Below are 16504 nucleotides of genomic sequence, written 5' to 3'. Positions count from 1 at the left end.
GCCGAAGGCGGGTCCCCCTCAGGTTGTAGGGGTGGGGTGTACCTCACCTCCTGAAGGTGGAGGGGGCGGGAATCGGGCGTGCAGGCCGCGGGCACGGGGCCTCAGCCGTCCGCCCCGAGGATCAGCCCGGAGGTCGGCACCCCGGTCCCGGCCGTGACCAGGGCGTGGGCGGCCCCGCGGACCTGGTTGACGGACGTGCCGCGCAGTTGGCGGACGGCTTCGGCGATGCCGTTCATGCCGTGCAGATACGCCTCCCCGAGCTGGCCGCCGTGCGTGTTGAGGGGCAGCGCGTCCGCGGCCACGAAATCGGCGGCCTCGCCGGGCTTGCAGAAACCGAACTCCTCCAACTGCATCAGCACGAACGGCGTGAAGTGGTCGTAGAGGATGCCGACGTCGATCTCCGAAGGGCGCAGCCCGCTCGTCCGCCACAGCTGCCGTGCGACCACGTCCATCTCGGGGAGGCCGGTGAGGTCGTCGCGGTAGAAGGAGGTCATGCCCTCCTGGCGGCGGCCCGCGCCCTGTGCCGCCGCGGTGATCACGGCGGGCGGGTGGCGCAGGTCCCGGGCCCGCCGAATGCTGGTGACGACGATCGCCTGGCCGCCGTCCGTCTCCTGGCAGCAGTCCAGCAGCCGCAGGGGCTCGACGATCCAGCGCGAGGCGGCGTGCTCGGCCAGGGTGATGGGCCGGCCGTGGAACCAGGCGGCGGGGTTGTTCGCGGCGTGCCTCCGGCCCGTGACGGCGACGTGGCCGAACGCCTCGGGAGTGAGGTGGTGGGCGTGCAGGTAGCGCTGGGCTGCCATGGCCACCCAAGAGGCCGGCGTGAGCAGCCCCCAGGGCAGCGACCAGCCCAGGGCGGCGCCCTCCGCCGAGGGTTCGCGCTGCTGCACGCCGGAGCCGAAGCGTCGGCCGGAGCGCTCGTTGAAGGCGCGGTAGCAGACGACGACCTCCGCGACCCCGGTGGCGACGGCGAGGGCGGCCTGCTGGACGGTGGCACAGGCCGCGCCACCGCCGTAGTGGATGCGGGAGAAGAAGGAGAGGTCCCCGATCCCGGCGGCCTGGGCGACCGTGATCTCAGGGCTGGTGTCCATGGTGAAGGTGACCATGCCGTCGACGTCGGCGGGGGTGAGCCCGGCGTCGTGGAGGGCCGCGTGCACGGCCTCGACGGCGAGCCGCAGCTCGCTGCGGCCGGAGTCCTTGGAGAACTCGGTCGCGCCGATTCCGGCGATGGCGGCGCGGCTGCCGAGCCCGTCCCGGTTCCGCACGCTCATGCCGGGCCTCCCGGGGCCGGCAGGGTCACGGTGACGGTGCCGGTGACGTGGTCGCCGATGCCGTTGGCCCCGACGACGCGGATCTCGGCGGTGTCCCCGGTGAGGGCGGTGACGGTGCCGGTGAGGGTCATGGTGTCGCCGGGGTGGTTCGGGGCGCCCAGCCGGATGGCGACCCTGCGCAGGACGGCCCGCGGGCCCAGCTGGTCGGTGATGTACCGGCCGACCAGCCCGTTCGTGGTCAGGATGTTCATGAAGATGTCCGGGGAGCCCTTCTCGCGGGCGAGCTCCGCGTCGTGGTGCACGTCCTGGTAGTCCCGGGAGGCGATTGCGCCCGCGACGATGAGCGTGCGCGTGATCGGGATCTCCAGCGGCGGCAGCGTGTCGCCCACCTTCATGCGTCTTCCCTCTCGGACGATGGGTTCGGCCGGGCCACGAGGGCGCCGAGCTCGGCCAGCAGCTCGCTGCCGCAGCCGAGGTAGGCGTCGAGCTGGCGGCCCCACAGGAAGTGCCGGTGGACGGGATGGTCCAGGTCGGCGCCCGTCCCGCCGTGCAGGTGCTGGCACGCGTGGACGACCCGCTTGCCCGCCTCTGAGGCCCACCAGGCCGCCGTCAGGGCGTGCTCGTAGGCCGGGAGCCCCTGGTCGATGCGCCAGGCCGCCTCGTAGGCGGTGACCCGGATCGCCTCCGTGTCCATGTGGGCGTCGGCCGCGCGCAGCATCACCCCCTGATTCGTGGACAGCGGCCGGCCGAACTGCTCGCGGGTGGAGGTGTACGCGGCCGCCCGGGCCACGGCCCCCGCGCAGACGCCCGCCTGCAGCCCCGCGAACGCGGTGCGGGCGGCGGCAAGGACCGCTTCGTAGGGCTGCCCGCCCGGAGTGGGGGCCGCGCCGAGCGGCTCGGCCCCGGCACCGGCCAGGACGAGTGCTCCGGCGGACCAGGGGGCGGTGGTCTCCACGGCCGCGGTCTCCACGCCGGGCGCGTCCGTCCGTACGAGCCACAGGCCCCGGTCCGCGTCGGGGACCAGGACGTGGGTGGCATCGCGCAGCCAGGGAACGACGGGAGCCGTGCCGGTCAGCCGGCCGTCCGCGGCGGCCGTGAAGCGCCCGCGGGCCGGGAAGGCGCCGGTGGCCACGGCCCCGCCCGTGCCCAGGGCGGGCAGCAGGCGGGCCCGCTGCTCGGCGCTGCCGTGCGCGGCAACGGGGAGGACCCCGTACACGCAGCTGGCGGCGTACGGGGCCTGGGCGGTGGTGCGGCCCTGCTCCTCCAGCAGCAGCACCAACCCGAGCAGGCCGATGTCCTCCACCGCGGCGATCAGCCCGGACCCGGCGAGGGCCTTCCAGAGTTCGGCGTCGGTGCCGGTGCCGGCCGCGGCGAGGCGTTCGTGGGTGGCGAGATCGCGGAAGATGCGGGCGGCGAGCGCCACCGCGGCGGCCTGCTCCTCGGTGGGGTGGAAGTCCATCAGCCCTCCGTCCCGGCGCGGAAGACCGGCAGTTCCAGGTCCTCGTCCACCCGCAGGAACTCCAGCCGGACCGGCATCCCGATGCGCAGCGCGTCGTGTGGGACGCCGGTGATGTTGGTGATCATGCGGACTCGCTCGGCGAGTTCGACGAGCGCGACCGCGTAGGGGGGATCAAAGGCCGGGAACGGCGGATGGTGCATGACGACGTAGCTGAAGACCGTGGCGTCGCCGCGGGCTTCGACGGTGTCCCAGTCCAGGCTCGCGCAGGCGTTGCAGCCGGGCAGCCAGGGGAAGCGGAGGGTCGCGCAGGAGGTGCACCGCTGGATCAGCAGCCGGTGGTCCCGGACGCCGTCCCAAAAGCCCTGGTTGTCGCGGTTGACCACGGGGCGGGGGCGGCGCGGCAGCCCGGACCCGCGGGGCGGTGCGGCGGTCGGTGGGGGCACGGCCGCCGGCCGGGGTGCGGCGGGCGCGTACTTGAGGATCCGGAAGCGGTGGGTGCCGGCGAGTTCGCCCCCGGCGCGGATGTCCATGCGGGTGGTCACGAAGTGGCCGGAGCCGAGCCGGGTCGTCTTGCGCGGCGATACGGACTCGATCACGGCGTCGAAGGTGACGGTGTCGCCGGGGCGCAGCGGACGCAGGTACTCCTGCTCGCAGTCGGTGGCGACGACGGAGGTGCAGCCGGCGCCGTCGAGGAGGGTGAGGAGTTCGTCGTAGGCGCCGGAGCGGGCGGTGTGCCCCGAGAGTCCGCCCATCGTCCAGGCCTGGAGCATGGTGGGCGGGGCAATCGCGTCCGGGCCCGTGTAGGCGGGATTGGCATCGCCCATCGCCTCGCACCAGTGGCGGATCATCGCCTCGTTGACGGGGTCCTTGCCCTGCCCCGCGGTGGCGGCCGGCCGGCCCTCGAAAGCCAGGAGCCGCACGAGGAACCGCTCTGCTGCCGTGTCCTGCGTCTCCCCGGACGCCGTGGCGGTCATCGCTTCCTCCCCTTCATGCCGAGACGCATCATGGCGACGATCTCCCGCTGGACCTCGCTGACTCCGCCGCCGAAGGTGTTGATCTGCGCGGCCCGGTTCATCCGCTCCAGCTCGCCGCCCGCAAAGGAGCCGGGTCCGGGTCCGCGTACGAGGGCCCGCTCGCCCACCACCTCCTGGCACATCCGGTACACCTCGACGGCGGTCTCGGTGCCGAAGAACTTCGCGCCGCCGGCGTCGCCCGGGGCCAAGGTGCCGGCGCCCACGTCCTGGACGAGGCGCCAGTTGAGGAGGCGTACGGCGGCGAGCCGGGCGTGGGCCTCGGCGAGCCGGGACTGCACCCAGGGCCGGTCGGCAGGGCGTTCGCCGGTCTCCGGGTCGGGGGTGCGGGCGTGCCGGAGCGCGGCGTCGTAGAAATCCTCGGCCTGCATGCCGATGGCGGCCAGGGCGACCCGTTCGTGGTTGAGCTGGTTGGTGATCAGGCCCCAGCCGCCGTGCTCGGGGCCGACGAGGTTGCCTGCGGGCACACGGACCGCGTCGTAGTACGTGGAGGTGGTCGTCAGGCCTCCGACCGTCTCGATCGGGGTCCACGAGAAGCCGGGCGCGGTGGTCGGCACGAGGATGATCGAGATGCCCTTGTGCTTGGCGGCCTCGGGGTCGGTGCGGCAGGCCAGCCAGATCCAGTCGGCGTTCTGGGCGTTGGAGGTGAAGACCTTCTGGCCGTCGACGGTCCAGTCGGCTCCGTCGCGTACGGCGCGGGTGCGCAGGGAGGCGAGGTCGGTGCCGGCGGCGGGCTCGGAGTAGCCGATGGCGAAGACGGTCTCGCCGCGGAGGATCCGGGGCAGGAAGTAGTCCTTCTGCTGCGCGGTCCCGTACTTCATGAGGGTCGGACCCACCGTGTTGAGGGTGACCATCGAGACGGGGGCGCCGGCCCGGTAGGCCTCGTCGAAGAACACGAACTGCTCTTCGGCGCCGCGCCCCTGGCCGCCGTACTCGACGGGCCAGCCGAGGCCGAGCAGGCCGTCGGCGCCGATGCGGCGCAGTAGGGCACGCTGGGCGGCCGGGTCCGCGGGGGCACCGTCCGGCAGGAGGTCGTGGAAGTACGCGCGCAGTTCGGCGCGGAGCCGCAACTGGCCTTCGGTCGGGGCGAGGTGCACGGCGCAGGCCTCCCGGCGTCACATCGGCGATGTGAATCTGACTGTCCGTCAGTTCTGCGCGGTATGTCAAGGTCGACGACGGGCCGCGGTCACACGGCGGGAAACGGGCGCCCGCACGGGCCGGACCCCAGCCGATCCGGTCACACGGGCGCCCTCAGCACGCGGAACGGTTCCCCCGCAGCGCCTACCCCATCGGGAGGAGGTAGACGGCCACGTTCGGGTTGGCCTGCTGGATTGCCGCCGGTGTCGATCCGTTGACCTGTACGGAGTTGCTTTGGTTGGAGGCGCCGGATCCGGTGGCGACCTGCTGCGTCGTGGACGAGTTGCCGAGGTTGCTCCCGCCCACACGGCTGCCGACGATGCCTGCGACGCTCGCATTCGATCCGTCGTTCGCGAAGCCACCGTCGTCAGCCGACGCCACCCCGCCGCAGAGCGCGGCCGCGAGCGGGAGCGAGGCGATGGTGGCGAGGACGCGGGCGGTACGGATGCTTGCCATGTTCGTGATTCCCCCTGGAACCGAAGTCGGAAATGGCCCGCGGCGTTCGGCCGGCTGCCCCGGACGCTGTGCATGATGAGGACGTCGTGAGCCCAGAGTTGCCCGCCGCATCCCCGGCCAACCACCCTGGTCCCGGTGATTCCCCCGCAGGCATGAGCGACCGCGAATAAACCTCATTCGCCTCCCAACGCCTCAGGTCAGCGGAATGGGGGCAAACGATTCCGGGACACCGCCGAAGCAGAAGCGTTCGCTTACACCGACTTGACCCGGGCGTGCCGAAAGGGCCGCTCCGTCCGGGAACCCCACCGCCCCCGGCCCTGTCGGCCCTGCGATCCTCCGATCCAGAGACCCCGTACACCCTCCCGCGCTGCCGTATCCGCTCCGCGCGCTAGGCGGCGAGCGCGAAGCGAAGCCGCACTTGGGCCGCGGCCACGGCATCCGGCACGGAGGCTGCGATACGGGCGGCAGCTCCGGTGGGGGCACCCTCACCGGCCCGGGCAGCAGCGGCAGCAGCAGAGCGGCGGACGGACGGTGTCCTGCCGTGCACCTCGGCGCGGATCCGCTGCTTGATGGTCGGCGGCAGCGCCCCACTCCGCATCACCGCCCGCCGACTCCGGGAGGCGCCGGGCGGGCACACCCCCACGGACCTGCACCGGGAGGGGGCATCCCCGACGGCGACGGAAGGTGCGGCGGCCTTGCCGACGATGGCAGGTGCCGCGGCCCTGCCGACGACGGCAGGTGCGGCGGCCTTGCCGCGAAGCCCGAGGGCGGAGAGCAGTGCCGCGAGCACGGTGACGACAACGGTCCAGACCGAGGTGAAGGTGATGCGCTGAGCCATGACGAGGTGCCTCGCTTCGCACTGTTCCGACGGGCGGATCTGCATACATTCGTCATGATGTGCCCGCAACCGCAGGGCCCGGACCGCCCGCGCCGATCGTCCGACAAACACCACCCGAAGGGCCCAACGAAGAAGGGGTGCCCCTCGATCGGGACACCCCTTCTGATCAGCACGTCGTCTGACCTGGTGCGGTGGGTGTGGGATTTGAACCCACGGTGACTCGCGCCACGACGGTTTTCAAGACCGTTCCCTTAGGCCGCTCGGGCAACCCACCTGGCCGGTACAGAGTACCGGCAGGCGGGAGGCGGTGGCGTCAGGAATTCTGAGCCTTGTCGTAGGCGGCCTTCGCCTCGTTGCCGAAGTACGGGCCGTACATCCTGTTCGGCAGGAAGGTGTAGCCGAAGCTGTTCACCGAGACCTGGGTGCCCAGGCCGGTCGCCTCGTTGAAGTCCTGGAACCAGGGGCCGCCGCTGGAGCCGCCGGTCATGTTGCAGGCCAGGCTGTGGTCCTTGGTCAGCAGGAAGTCCTTGCCGCTGTTGCCGCTGCAGTAGACGAGCTTGCTGCCGTCGTACGGCGATGCGGCCGGGAAGCCGAAGGAGTACATCCGCTTGTTGTAGCCGCCGTTGAACAGGATGCCCTGGGCCCCGACGACCTGGCTCAGCTTCTGGCCGTTCTGCGGGGCGACTACCGCGAGGCCGACGTCCATGTTCATGTCCTCGCTGGCGGCCCACTGGTCCGTCGCGAAGGTCTTCGTGGCCGGCCACTGGCCGTAGGGCGCGTTGCCGTTGCTGTACGCGGGGACGAAGACCCAGTTGGTGTGCCAGGAGCCCTGGTACTTCACACAGTGGCCGGCGGTGATCACGGTGCTGCCGTTGGCGCTGGTGACGGAGTCACCGGAGCAGGATGCCGTCCGGTCGCCGAGTGTGAAGAAGACGCGGCCGGAGGTCTTCACCACCGCCCCGCCCCCCGTCCAGGCGCCGCCCGCCTGGGGAAAGGCGGTCGGGGACACCGCTGCGGAGACGGATTCGGATACGGGCGCGGAGGCGGGGGTCGGAGCGATCAGCGTGGGCCGGCCCGCGGTCGCGGCCGGCGCCCTGCCGGTCCCCGGTGCCGCCGCCACGTCCAGCGGGACAGCGCTGCGCATCCGCTCGGCGGTCCAGAAACCCGGGATGTGCTGTTGCCGGAACGAGGCCGGGGAATCGGCGGCGGCCGAGGGGGTGGCCGCTGTCAGGGCGCCTGCGATCAGGGCGCTCGCCGCCAGAATGACCGATGCAGCCGTGCGATGACGATTCACGCATGACTCCTTCTGCCGTGCCCGGTCCCGTCGAACCGGACAGGGTGGGGGTGAAGAGCTGTCGGTGCGGATCGGCCGCAGGGTCGCACGTGCGGCACGAGATGTCAGGAGACGGCCGGAACGTCGGGCGGTTCAGGCCAGGAATTGGCCAACTCCCGCCCGTGGGACCGGCCGTACGCCCCTCCCGCCCCTCACCATCTCTTCCCTCATACAGTCATCAGCACGCCCGCGTACGAGACGCCGGCCACCACTACCCATGCGCCGAGCCCCAGCAGGGCAGCCCGACCGCCGGTCCGGGCCATCGACCGGAGGTCCACCGCGCTGCCGAGCCCGAACAACGCTGCAGCCAGCAGGATTTCCTGCACCGTGCGCGCCCCTTCCAGGGCCGCCTCGGGCAGCACGCCGGTGGCGCGCAGAGCGGCTGCGGCCAAGAAGCCGCCGACGAACAGCGGCACGGGAGCCGGGCGGCGCCCGGACGGCGTGCGCTCGTCCCGATGCCGGGCCCGCAGTGCGAAGGCGACGGCCGCCACCAGCGGGGCCAGCAGCGCCACCCGCATCAGCTTGACCACGACCGCTTCACCGAGCGAGCCGGGGCCCGCGGTCTGCGCGGTCGCCACCACCTGGCCGACGTCGTGGACGCTCGCACCGACCCAGCGCCCGAACGCCAGGTCGGAGAGCCCGAGCGGATCCTGCAGCAGCGGGAGCACCGCGATCGCCAGCGTGCCGCACAGGGTGACCAGCGCGGCAGAGGCGGCCACGTCCTCCTCGTCGCTGCCGGACACCTGGCTCACCGCACCGATCGCCGAGGCCCCGCAGATCGAGTAGCCGGTGGCAATCAGCAGCGGCTGGTCGCCCGGCAGGCCGAGCCGTCGGCCCAGCCAGAGCGTCCCGAAGAAGGTGGCCGCCACCACGCCCGCCACCATGGCCACGGTGGCCCAGCCCAGTCCGAGCACCTGGTCCAGGCCCAGACCGAGGCCAAGCAGGACGATGCCGATCCGCATCAGCCGCCGTCCGGCCAGCGAGAGGCCGGGACGGGCGACTCCGCGTACCGTCCCCCGCAAGCCGGGAAGGTGGGCCACGGCGATGCCCAGCACCACCGACGTGGTCAGCATCGGGATCCCGGGCACCAGCCGGTGCACGCCCCACGCCACGGCGACGCCGGCGGCAGCCAGCCCCAACCCCGGCCAAGACGAGGATGTTTCACGTGAAACCCTGCCCGCCGATCCGCTTCCTGCCGCCCGCACCGGGCGGTTGAGCAGCGCCATCAGTCGGCAGGAAGCGTGTAGACGCGGCGCACACTGCTGCCCAGGCGGACGACGTCGGCTCCGTAGATGTGGATCGATATCGCCTTGGTGGCACAGGAGTTGCACACCTTGTGGATGTCGCCGGGCGGCGCGAATCCGCAGACGTCGCCGACGCCGTTCACCACCGCCTCGGTGGCCACCAGCCGTGCGCCGGACGTCGCGGTGGCGGGCGCGAGGCGGTAGCGGAGCTCACTTTCCTCGCCCTCGTGCACACCCGCCACGCACCAGGAGACGTGGTCGTGGATGGCGGTCTCCTGACCGGGCAGCCACACCAGCGCCACCACCGAGAAACTGCCGTCCGGCTCCGCGTGCAGGACGTGCTGCCGGTACCGGTCGGGGCTGCCCTCGCACTGCTCGGGCACGAGCAGGTCCGGCGTGCCCAGATGCGGGGCGAGTCGCTCGCCGACGAGGTAGGCGGTCAGGTCCGGGGCCAGTCCCCGGTCCACGACCGTGCGGATCTCCTGGACGAGGGCGGCCATCCTCGCAGTGGTACGGGCCGGCGTCGTGATGGTCATACGGGCAGCGTCGAACAGCTAACCCATCACGTCCAACGACAGTTTTCACCTGAAATCCCAAGTACCGCTTATGGGTGACCGCAGAGGAGATCAGCAGGTCAGCACCCGATGCGGTTCGAGGCCACCGACTTGAGCGCGTCCAGGACCACGGCCGTAGCCGGTATCCGCAGGTGGTCGCGGTAGACGTAGGCGGAGATGTGCCGACGGGCGTCCGGCTGGATCGGCCGCCCGCAGACCCGGGCCAGGGAGAGGGAGGGCAGGACCAGAGCGGGCATCATCGCCACGCCGAGCCCCTGCCCCACCATGCTCTGCACCACCAGGTTGTCGTCCGAGGCGAACCGGATGTCGGGTACGAAGCCCAGCTCGGCGCACTCGTGCAGCAGGTTCGCCCGGCAGCGCGGGCAGCCCGCGATCCACCGCTCCTCCGCGAGGTCGGCCAGGTACACGGCCCGCCGCCGGGCGAGCCTGTGCCCGGTCGGGAGGAGGACGGTGAGCTGGTCCTCCAGCAGTCTGACCTCGACGACCTCCTCGGGAACCTCCTCGTGCAGCCCGGGGTAGGTGAAGGCCAGGGTGATGTCGCACTCCCCGCGCTCCAGCCGCTTCAGCGAGTCCGGCGGCTCCCCGTCCAGCAGCTCGACCTGGATGCCGGGATGGTCTTTGGCCAGGCCGCTCAGGGCCTCGGGGACGAGGGTGGCGTTGGCGCTGGGGAAGCCGCACAGGCGTACCCGCCCGGTGCGCAGGCGGGCGTGCGCCTTCATCTGGGCCTCTGCGGCGGAGAGGCTGCCGAGAATGGACTCGGCGTGCCGGGCCAGGGACTCTCCGGCCTCCGTGAGCTGCATCCTGCGGCCGACGCGGGTGAACAGCGGAGTGCCGACGGCGCGTTCGAGGGCCTTCATCTGCTGGGTGATGGCGGGCTGCGTATAGCCGAGGGCGCGCGCGGCCGCCGAGTAGGAACCGGAAGCCACGACTTCGTGGAAAGTACGTATGTGCCGCGAATCGAACACACGGGAAGCATAAGCGGACGTTGGGAGGGGCCGTAGACGGTATCCCGCCCACGGCCCCTCGCCATCCGGCCAGTGATCCCGCCGCGATCCAGCCGGCTGCCCCTGCAGGCTGTCGGCGGGCTGCTACTTGTCGCCGACGCGGGAGCCGAGCGTGATGTCCACGGTGGTCGGCTTGCCGTCACGCAGGTAGGTCAGCTTCACGACATCGCCCGGCTTGTGCGTCCAGATCTCGCTGATGAGCGTCGGACCGCTGTCGATCGGCCGGTCGCCGAAGCGGGTGATGATGTCGCCGGGCTTGAGGCCCGCCTTGCCCGCCGGGCCGTTGGGATCGACCAGCTCGTTTGCCGGGGCTCCCTGCTCGGAGATCTTGGCGCCGTCGACCTTGGACTGGAGGTCCACGGAGACGGAGATGACCGGGTAGACCGGCTTGCCCGTCTTGATCAGCGACTCCGCGACGTTCTTCGCCTGGTTGACCGGAATGGCGAAGCCGAGGCCGATCGAACCGGCCTGGCCGCCACCGAACCCGCCACCGCCGCCGGCGGACTGGATGGCGGAGTTGATGCCGATGACCGCGCCGCGGCCGTCGAGGAGCGGACCACCGGAGTTTCCGGGGTTGATCGAAGCGTCCGTCTGCAGGGCGCTCATGTACGAGTTCTTGCCGCCGGAGCCGTCGCCGGAGGCCACCGGGCGGTCCTTGGCGCTGACGATGCCGGTGGTGACCGTGTTGGACAGGCCGAAGGGGGCACCGATCGCGATCGTCGCGTCACCGACCGCGACCTTGTCGGAGTCGCCGAGCGGGAGCGGCTTGAGGCCGGACGGCGGGTTTTTCAGCTTGATCACGGCCACGTCGTAGCCCTGGGCCCGGCCCACGACCTCGGCCTCGTACTTCTTGCCGTCGGAGAAGGTCGCGGAGAGCTTTCCGCCGTTCGCGGCGGAGGCCACCACGTGGTTGTTGGTGAGGATGTGGCCCTGCTGGTCGTAGACGAACCCGGTTCCGGTGCCGCCCTCCCCGTCGCCGGCGGAGGCCTGGATGGTGACGACGCTGGGCAGCGCGGTGGCGGCCAGGCCCGCGATGGTGCCGGGCTCGCGCTTGAGGTCCTTCGGGGTGTTGCCGGCGCTGATCGTCGTCGAGCCGAAGCCCTCGCTCTTGCGCTCCGCCGCCCAGTAGCCGAGACCGCCGCCGACGCCGCCCGCCAGCAGGGCCGCCACGAGCACGGCCGCGATCAGGCCACCCCGCCCCTTCGGCTTGGCCGGGGGCACGCCGTCGGCCAGGGGGGCGCCCCAGCCGGTGCCGTGGCCGCCGCCCGCGCCGTACGCCGGGACCGCCGGCGGTGCGGGAGGCCAGCCCTCGGCGCCGTACGCGGCGGGAGCCGGCGCAGCGGGCTGCGCGTACGCCGGGGCAGGAGCCTGGTACGGGGCGGGCTGGATCTGCTGGGTGGGCTCGGTGCCGGGCGCGGGCGTCGGCGGGAGCTGTTGGGTCACGGGCTCGGCGGGGAAGGCGGCAGGCGCAGCGGCCGGGGCCACGGGCGCCGGGCCCTCCGGAGCAGCCGGGGCGGGCGCGGGAGCCGCGGCCGGAGCGGGAGTCGGGGCCGACGCGGGGACCGGCGGGACGGCGGCCGGCGGAGCCCCGCCGGCGGCCTGGGCGGGCGCAGCCGCCGGCGGCTGCGGGGCGGATGCGGGAGCGGCCGGCGGGCGTGCCGAAGGGGCCGCGGGGGGCGTCGGGGCCGCGGTTCCCTCGTTATCGGTGCTCACAGCGCTCTCTCCTCGTTACACACGGCTTCACAAACTGGCGTTTCGGCCCGACTGAACGTTCGACGTGCCGCACAAGTTCCTGGGAAAAGGGTTCCCTATCACCCGTCAGAGCACTGTAAGCCGGACCTGTGCATATCCCCCATCCTTTATATCTGGCATTTCGGTCACACCTTCCGTCCTCGAAGGCCTCCGTCCGGAGCCTCCCCGGTGGGACCATGACCCGGTGACCCACGCTACGCCGCCCCCCGTCCAGGTCGTCGCCCACCGAGGTGCCTCGGAGGATGCCCCCGAGCACACGCTGGCCGCCTACCGCAGGGCCATCGAAGACGGGGCGGACGCCCTCGAGTGCGACGTCCGGCTGACCGCCGACGGCCATCTGGTCCTGGTCCACGACCGCCGGGTCAACCGCACCTCCAACGGCCGCGGCGCCGTCTCCGCACTGGAGCTGGCCGATCTCGCCGCCCTTGACTTCGGCTCGTGGAAGGACCGCGAGGAGTCCCCCGACTGGGACGCCGACCCCGAGCGGACCTCGGTCCTCACGCTGGAGCGGCTGCTGGAGCTGGTGGCGGACGCCGGCCGACCCATACCGCTCGCGATCGAGACGAAGCACCCCACCCGCTGGGCCGGACAGGTGGAGGAGCGCCTCCTCTTCCTCCTCAAGCGGTTCGGCCTGGACGCCCCGCCCGCCGGGGGCCCGCACCCGGTCCGCATCATGAGCTTCTCCGCCCGCTCCCTGCACCGGGTGCACGCCGCCGCGCCGACGATCCCGACCGTCTACCTGATGCAGTTCGTCTCGCCGCGGATGCGGGACGGGCGGCTTCCGGTCGGCGTGCGGATCGCCGGACCGGGCATGCGGATCGTGCGCACCAACCCCGCCTACATCCGCAGACTGCAGGACGCGGGCCACTCCGTGCACGTGTGGACCGTAAACGAACCCGAGGACGTTCAGCTCTGCGCCGATCTGGGCGTGGAAGCAATCATCACGAACAGACCACGACAGGTTCTGTCACAGCTCGGGCGCTGACGTCCCCATTTACCCATCCGTAACGCAGGACCCTCCCGTGACAGGGTGTGCCCCGGCGCATCCTCTCCGCAATCGATGGCCATGAATGCGTCAGAGGGCTCCGGTTCGTCGGTTTCCGGTCCAGGCCACTGGGGCATCCAGACCATGGCGTGGGACTAAGGAGGTTCCGGGGGTGGCGTTGGTGGTGGCACAGGAAGTGCCCACGTCGTCGTGCATGGACGTACGCCATGGTCCTGCGGGCGTAGGCGAGGCGAGACAGCGGATGCGCGAGCAGTTGCGTATCAGCGGGGTGTCCGAACCAGTCGTGGACGACGCCGTACTGATCCTTTCCGAACTGCTCGGCAACGCCTGCCGGCACGGCAGACCGCTGGGCGCGGGAGAGATCGGCGACGGAGGGATACGCGCCGCTTGGCGCATCGACACGGCGGGGCGGCTGACGGTGGAGGTCACGGACGGAGGCGGTCCCACCCGCCCGGTCCCGGCCACGCCCTCGGTCACGGCGCACGGCGGCCGGGGGCTGAACATCATCAGCGCCCTCGCTCAGGACTGGGGGGTCCGGGACGGAGCGGCAGGCGAGGTCACCGTCTGGGTGATCGTTGCGTGCGGGCCGCGTCACGCGGATTTCGCTACGCGCGTTGCACCCCCGGTCCTCGACTTCAGCACCGCCTTCGACGACCTGGATCCCTGACCCGGTCCCCGACCGGCCCGACCGGCCGAGGACCGACCGACCGACCGGCCGACGACCGACCGGCTCGACCCGCTCGACCGCTCGACCGGCCGGCCGATCCGGCCAACCGGCAGATCCGAATCCAGCACCCGCGTCAGCGGCCATCTGCACATACGACCATCGGCACAGTGTCCGTACCAGCGGCCGACCGGGAGCGCACGCCGACCGTGCTCCCGGCCGCAGTCCACCGGTTGCGGCGGCCGGAACGGCTAGGCTCACGCCCAGACGCAACAGCCGTACCGCCGCACCCGGGAGACACCCACGATGGCCAAGAAGCGCCCCGCAGCCAAGAGTGCAAAGCCGCAGCTCCAGAACGGGGAGATCCCGGTGGTGGGCGCGCGCGAGCCCTGCCCCTGCGGATCCGGCCGCCGCTACAAGGCCTGCCACGGCGCGGCGGCCGCGCACGCCGCCACCGCGCACGTGCAGCGCCCCTTCGAGGGTCTGCCCGGCGAGTGCGACTGGGTGGCGCTGCGCGAGCTCGTGCCGGCGGCCACCATCCCGCTGACGCTCAAGGGCGGCCTGCCCGAAGGCGTCCCCTCCGTCACCCTCGTGACCGTACTGCCCATGGCCTGGCCAGCGCTGCGCCGCGAGGACGGCTCCGTCCTGCTCGCCCTGCAGAACGACTCGACCACCGGCGACCTCGCCCGGGACATGGCCGACACGCTGGAGCGCGCCCTCGCCACGGAACCGGGCAATCCGGTCCCGGGCCGCCGGGTTCCGGCCGAGGGCCCCCGACTTCAGGATCTCCTGGACACCGACGGCGTTTTCGAGCCGGTTGTGCACAGCGGCTTCGAATTCTGGATTCCGGATGCGGAGACCGCCCAGAACGCCTCTCCGGAGATCGCCGCCTCCCTGGAGCGCGCCAACGCCGCTGCCATCCCCACCGTCAAGCTGGCGAGCGTGGAATCGGCCTACTGGTGCGAGACCCCGGACAAGAACCACCTGCGCTGGGTCATGCCGCACCCCGAGGAGAAGCTGCTCGACGCCCTGGCCCGGCTGCACGCCGCCGGCACCTCCTCACTCGGCGAGGGCACCCGGCTGGTCGGCTCCTTCCGGGCGCACGGCCTGGTGGTGCCGGTCTGGGACCTGCCCACCGGCATGACCGCCGACGACGTGGAGAAGCCGGCCGCCGAGTTCGCGGAGCGCCTGGCCACGGCGCTGGCCTCGGACGCGCCGCTGACCGCGGAGGAGCGGCGGGCGCGCGGCGGGCTCACCAACCGCCAGATCACGCTCAGCTGATCGCCGCGACGCCCGCAAGAGCGGTGACCGCGGTCACAACTCCCGCTAATCGTCTGCAAATCGGTGTCTGAATATCAGAGATCGAATTTGCGAACAGGCGATCTCTTGTTACCGTTCTTGTAGCCCGGTCGCTGGTGCATCCCCCGTCGCCAGCGACCGGGCCCTTCCATTTCCGGACGGCTCAACCCCCGCTCGGTGTCGGTGGGTTGCTCCCGGACCGCAGCAGCAGCCGTCCTTCCTCGCCCGGAACTGCAAACTCCGCAACAGCCGAGTAGGCGTCCCGCGGCCCGGCCGAGGGCTCCCGCGGCGTCTCGCACAGCCCGGGCTCATCCCCGGCCCCGACCGCGCACCGGATCTGCACGGTCCTCCCGGCGGGCCCCATCACCGTCAGTACGGCATCCAGCGCGCGCCCGCCGGTGTTGCGGAAATAGCTCCGGCCCCAGGTCTGCCCCTCGACGGTCAGGACACAGGTCTGCGCCTTCAGCCGCTGCGGCGAGGAGAGTTCGGGACCGCACCGGGAATCCGTGCGGGGCTGTTCCGGCGGCCCCGGACGGTCCGACGCGCCCTTGCCCGCAGCCGCGTCCCCTGCGCCCTGGACCGAGCCGCCCCCGGCCGCGGTTCCCGGCTGCGCCGCGCCGCCCTTCTGCCGCTCGGGAGCAGTCGGAGGCGCCTGGGTACGCGACGGGTCGGATGCATCGCCGAAGCCGAGGGCGGAGAGCAACCCGCCGCCTTTCCCGTCGTCCTGGCCGGCGAAATCCGGTCCGGCGATCGCGCCGGCCAGCGGGAGAGACAGGATGATCAGCACACCGGCGCCGATACCGATCAAGCGGAGATTCATTCGGCGAAGATAGCGATGCGGGAATGGGGCACGGAGACCCCCGCGCCCAATTCCCTGGGAAACACGTCGCACCCGCACCCGTACGAATGAAGGCCTGTGCCGGAGGGCCCGGACGCCCGTCCGGGCCCTCCGGCCCGTCAGTACGCGAGCCGGCTGCCGCCGCCGGACGCCCCGCTGCTCGCCTCGACCAGCGCGTCCACCACGGCCTCGACCTCCGGCAGCCACGGGCTCCCGGCGTCCGCGGGCTCCCGCTCCCACCGCACCTGCCCGCCGCCGCAGGCGGGCGAGGGCGGGAGCAGCAGGTAGCCGCCCTCGCCGTGGAAGCGCAGCACGGACGGGACGTGGTCCTTGGCGTAGAGGAGCTCGCCGAGCCGCTCCAGCGAGTACGGCGCCACCAGCAGCGACCAGCGCGTGGGCGTGGCCACGATCGGGCCCAGCCGCATGCCCTGCGCCTCCAGCCGTACGACGGCCCGCGCGGCCGCGGCGGCGGGCAGGCTCACCGCGCACGGCGCGGAGCCGCCGGTGGCGAGGAGGACGGGGGCAGCGGGTCGGCGGGTCCACCACCAGGCCACCATCCGGGGGTCGGTCGTGGCCGCGAGCAGCCCCGGGGCGAAGGGG

The 16504-nt window shown here is 72.3% G+C and carries 17 protein-coding genes and 1 tRNA gene; 3 read left to right on the top strand and 15 right to left on the bottom strand.

From position 1 onward, the window contains the following. Window positions 1-101: 101 nt before the first annotated feature. The 13 genes from HYE82_RS10715 to HYE82_RS10655 form a co-directional block, all read right to left on the bottom strand. Window positions 102-1268 (bottom strand): lipid-transfer protein, encoded by a 1167-nt coding sequence (locus HYE82_RS10715; protein ID WP_179173743.1) that lies wholly within the window; start codon window positions 1266-1268, stop codon window positions 102-104. Beyond that, a complete protein-coding gene (locus HYE82_RS10710; protein WP_179173742.1) occupies window positions 1265-1663 on the bottom strand; it encodes a MaoC family dehydratase in 399 nt (132 codons plus the stop codon). The genes HYE82_RS10715 and HYE82_RS10710 overlap by 4 nt, the downstream gene beginning before the upstream one ends. Further along, window positions 1660-2727: an acyl-CoA dehydrogenase family protein gene (locus tag HYE82_RS10705; RefSeq protein ID WP_179173741.1), complete on the bottom strand. Its 1068-nt coding sequence runs from the start codon at window positions 2725-2727 to the stop codon at window positions 1660-1662. The genes HYE82_RS10710 and HYE82_RS10705 overlap by 4 nt, the downstream gene beginning before the upstream one ends. Continuing rightward, entirely contained in the window at window positions 2727-3701 is a 975-nt protein-coding gene (locus tag HYE82_RS10700) for a bifunctional MaoC family dehydratase N-terminal/OB-fold nucleic acid binding domain-containing protein (protein WP_179173740.1), read from the bottom strand. The genes HYE82_RS10705 and HYE82_RS10700 overlap by 1 nt, the downstream gene beginning before the upstream one ends. Beyond that, complete coding sequence (locus HYE82_RS10695) at window positions 3698-4855, bottom strand: acyl-CoA dehydrogenase family protein (RefSeq protein ID WP_179173739.1); 1158 nt, start codon at window positions 4853-4855, stop codon at window positions 3698-3700. The genes HYE82_RS10700 and HYE82_RS10695 overlap by 4 nt, the downstream gene beginning before the upstream one ends. 184 nt (window positions 4856-5039) lie before the next feature. Then, window positions 5040-5351, bottom strand: coding sequence for a hypothetical protein (locus HYE82_RS10690; protein ID WP_179173738.1), 312 nt, complete (start codon window positions 5349-5351; stop codon window positions 5040-5042). 388 nt (window positions 5352-5739) lie between these two features. Next, entirely contained in the window at window positions 5740-6189 is a 450-nt protein-coding gene (locus HYE82_RS10685) for a DUF6344 domain-containing protein (protein ID WP_179173737.1), read from the bottom strand. Window positions 6190-6378: 189 nt separating this feature from the next. Next, window positions 6379-6463: transfer RNA gene (locus HYE82_RS10680), tRNA-Ser, on the bottom strand. A gap of 39 nt (window positions 6464-6502) precedes the next feature. After that, on the bottom strand, window positions 6503-7483 hold the full coding sequence (locus tag HYE82_RS10675; protein WP_179173736.1) for a serine protease: 981 nt from the start codon (window positions 7481-7483) through the stop codon (window positions 6503-6505). Between the two features lie 206 nt (window positions 7484-7689). Continuing rightward, a complete protein-coding gene (locus HYE82_RS10670) occupies window positions 7690-8748 on the bottom strand; it encodes a YeiH family protein (protein WP_179173735.1) in 1059 nt (352 codons plus the stop codon). Beyond that, complete coding sequence (locus HYE82_RS10665) at window positions 8748-9302, bottom strand: cysteine dioxygenase family protein (RefSeq protein ID WP_179173734.1); 555 nt, start codon at window positions 9300-9302, stop codon at window positions 8748-8750. The genes HYE82_RS10670 and HYE82_RS10665 overlap by 1 nt, the downstream gene beginning before the upstream one ends. Before the next feature lie 98 nt (window positions 9303-9400). Beyond that, window positions 9401-10306, bottom strand: a complete 906-nt coding sequence (locus HYE82_RS10660) for a LysR family transcriptional regulator (RefSeq protein ID WP_179173733.1) — start codon at window positions 10304-10306, stop codon at window positions 9401-9403. Between the two features lie 123 nt (window positions 10307-10429). Further along, window positions 10430-12058, bottom strand: a complete 1629-nt coding sequence (locus tag HYE82_RS10655) for a S1C family serine protease (protein ID WP_179173732.1) — start codon at window positions 12056-12058, stop codon at window positions 10430-10432. Between the two features lie 223 nt (window positions 12059-12281). Between HYE82_RS10655 and HYE82_RS10650 the strand changes: the two genes are divergently transcribed. From HYE82_RS10650 to HYE82_RS10640, 3 genes are all read left to right on the top strand, one after another. Then, complete coding sequence (locus HYE82_RS10650) at window positions 12282-13082, top strand: glycerophosphodiester phosphodiesterase (protein WP_179173731.1); 801 nt, start codon at window positions 12282-12284, stop codon at window positions 13080-13082. Window positions 13083-13167: 85 nt separating this feature from the next. Further along, window positions 13168-13770 (top strand): ATP-binding protein, encoded by a 603-nt coding sequence (locus tag HYE82_RS10645; RefSeq protein WP_179173730.1) that lies wholly within the window; start codon window positions 13168-13170, stop codon window positions 13768-13770. A gap of 303 nt (window positions 13771-14073) precedes the next feature. Next, a complete protein-coding gene (locus tag HYE82_RS10640; protein WP_179173729.1) occupies window positions 14074-15048 on the top strand; it encodes a DUF5926 family protein in 975 nt (324 codons plus the stop codon). Between the two features lie 181 nt (window positions 15049-15229). Here the strand turns inward: HYE82_RS10640 and HYE82_RS10635 are convergent, their stop codons facing one another. Together HYE82_RS10635 and HYE82_RS10630 are read right to left on the bottom strand one after the other, a co-directional pair. Continuing rightward, window positions 15230-15886 carry a hypothetical protein gene (locus tag HYE82_RS10635; protein ID WP_179173728.1) on the bottom strand — a complete coding sequence of 219 codons (657 nt, stop codon included), beginning with the start codon at window positions 15884-15886 and terminating at the stop codon, window positions 15230-15232. 137 nt (window positions 15887-16023) lie between these two features. After that, on the bottom strand, window positions 16024-16504 hold a 481-nt coding region (locus tag HYE82_RS10630; RefSeq protein ID WP_179173727.1), incomplete at its 5' end, for a bifunctional DNA primase/polymerase.

The organism is Streptomyces sp. BR123 (assembly GCF_013401435.1).
In the GTDB taxonomy this organism is placed as follows: Bacteria; Actinomycetota; Actinomycetes; order Streptomycetales; family Streptomycetaceae; genus Streptomyces.
This window is presented reverse-complemented; position numbering and strand designations above follow the sequence as displayed.

Excerpts from the sequence above, each read along its gene's own strand:
- HYE82_RS10715 (WP_179173743.1), bottom strand. The coding sequence starts at position 1,268 with ATGAGCGTGCGGAACCGGGACGGGCTCGGCAGCCGCGCCGCCATCGCC.
- HYE82_RS10710 (WP_179173742.1), bottom strand. The coding sequence starts at position 1,663 with ATGAAGGTGGGCGACACGCTGCCGCCGCTGGAGATCCCGATCACGCGC.
- HYE82_RS10705 (WP_179173741.1), bottom strand. The coding sequence starts at position 2,727 with ATGGACTTCCACCCCACCGAGGAGCAGGCCGCCGCGGTGGCGCTCGCC.
- HYE82_RS10700 (WP_179173740.1), bottom strand. The coding sequence starts at position 3,701 with ATGACCGCCACGGCGTCCGGGGAGACGCAGGACACGGCAGCAGAGCGG.
- HYE82_RS10690 (WP_179173738.1), bottom strand. The coding sequence starts at position 5,351 with ATGGCAAGCATCCGTACCGCCCGCGTCCTCGCCACCATCGCCTCGCTC.
- HYE82_RS10685 (WP_179173737.1), bottom strand. The coding sequence starts at position 6,189 with ATGGCTCAGCGCATCACCTTCACCTCGGTCTGGACCGTTGTCGTCACC.
- HYE82_RS10670 (WP_179173735.1), bottom strand. The coding sequence starts at position 8,748 with ATGGCGCTGCTCAACCGCCCGGTGCGGGCGGCAGGAAGCGGATCGGCG.
- HYE82_RS10665 (WP_179173734.1), bottom strand. The coding sequence starts at position 9,302 with ATGACCATCACGACGCCGGCCCGTACCACTGCGAGGATGGCCGCCCTC.
- HYE82_RS10645 (WP_179173730.1), top strand. The coding sequence starts at position 13,168 with ATGCGTCAGAGGGCTCCGGTTCGTCGGTTTCCGGTCCAGGCCACTGGG.
- HYE82_RS10640 (WP_179173729.1), top strand. The coding sequence starts at position 14,074 with ATGGCCAAGAAGCGCCCCGCAGCCAAGAGTGCAAAGCCGCAGCTCCAG.
- HYE82_RS10635 (WP_179173728.1), bottom strand. The coding sequence starts at position 15,886 with ATGAATCTCCGCTTGATCGGTATCGGCGCCGGTGTGCTGATCATCCTG.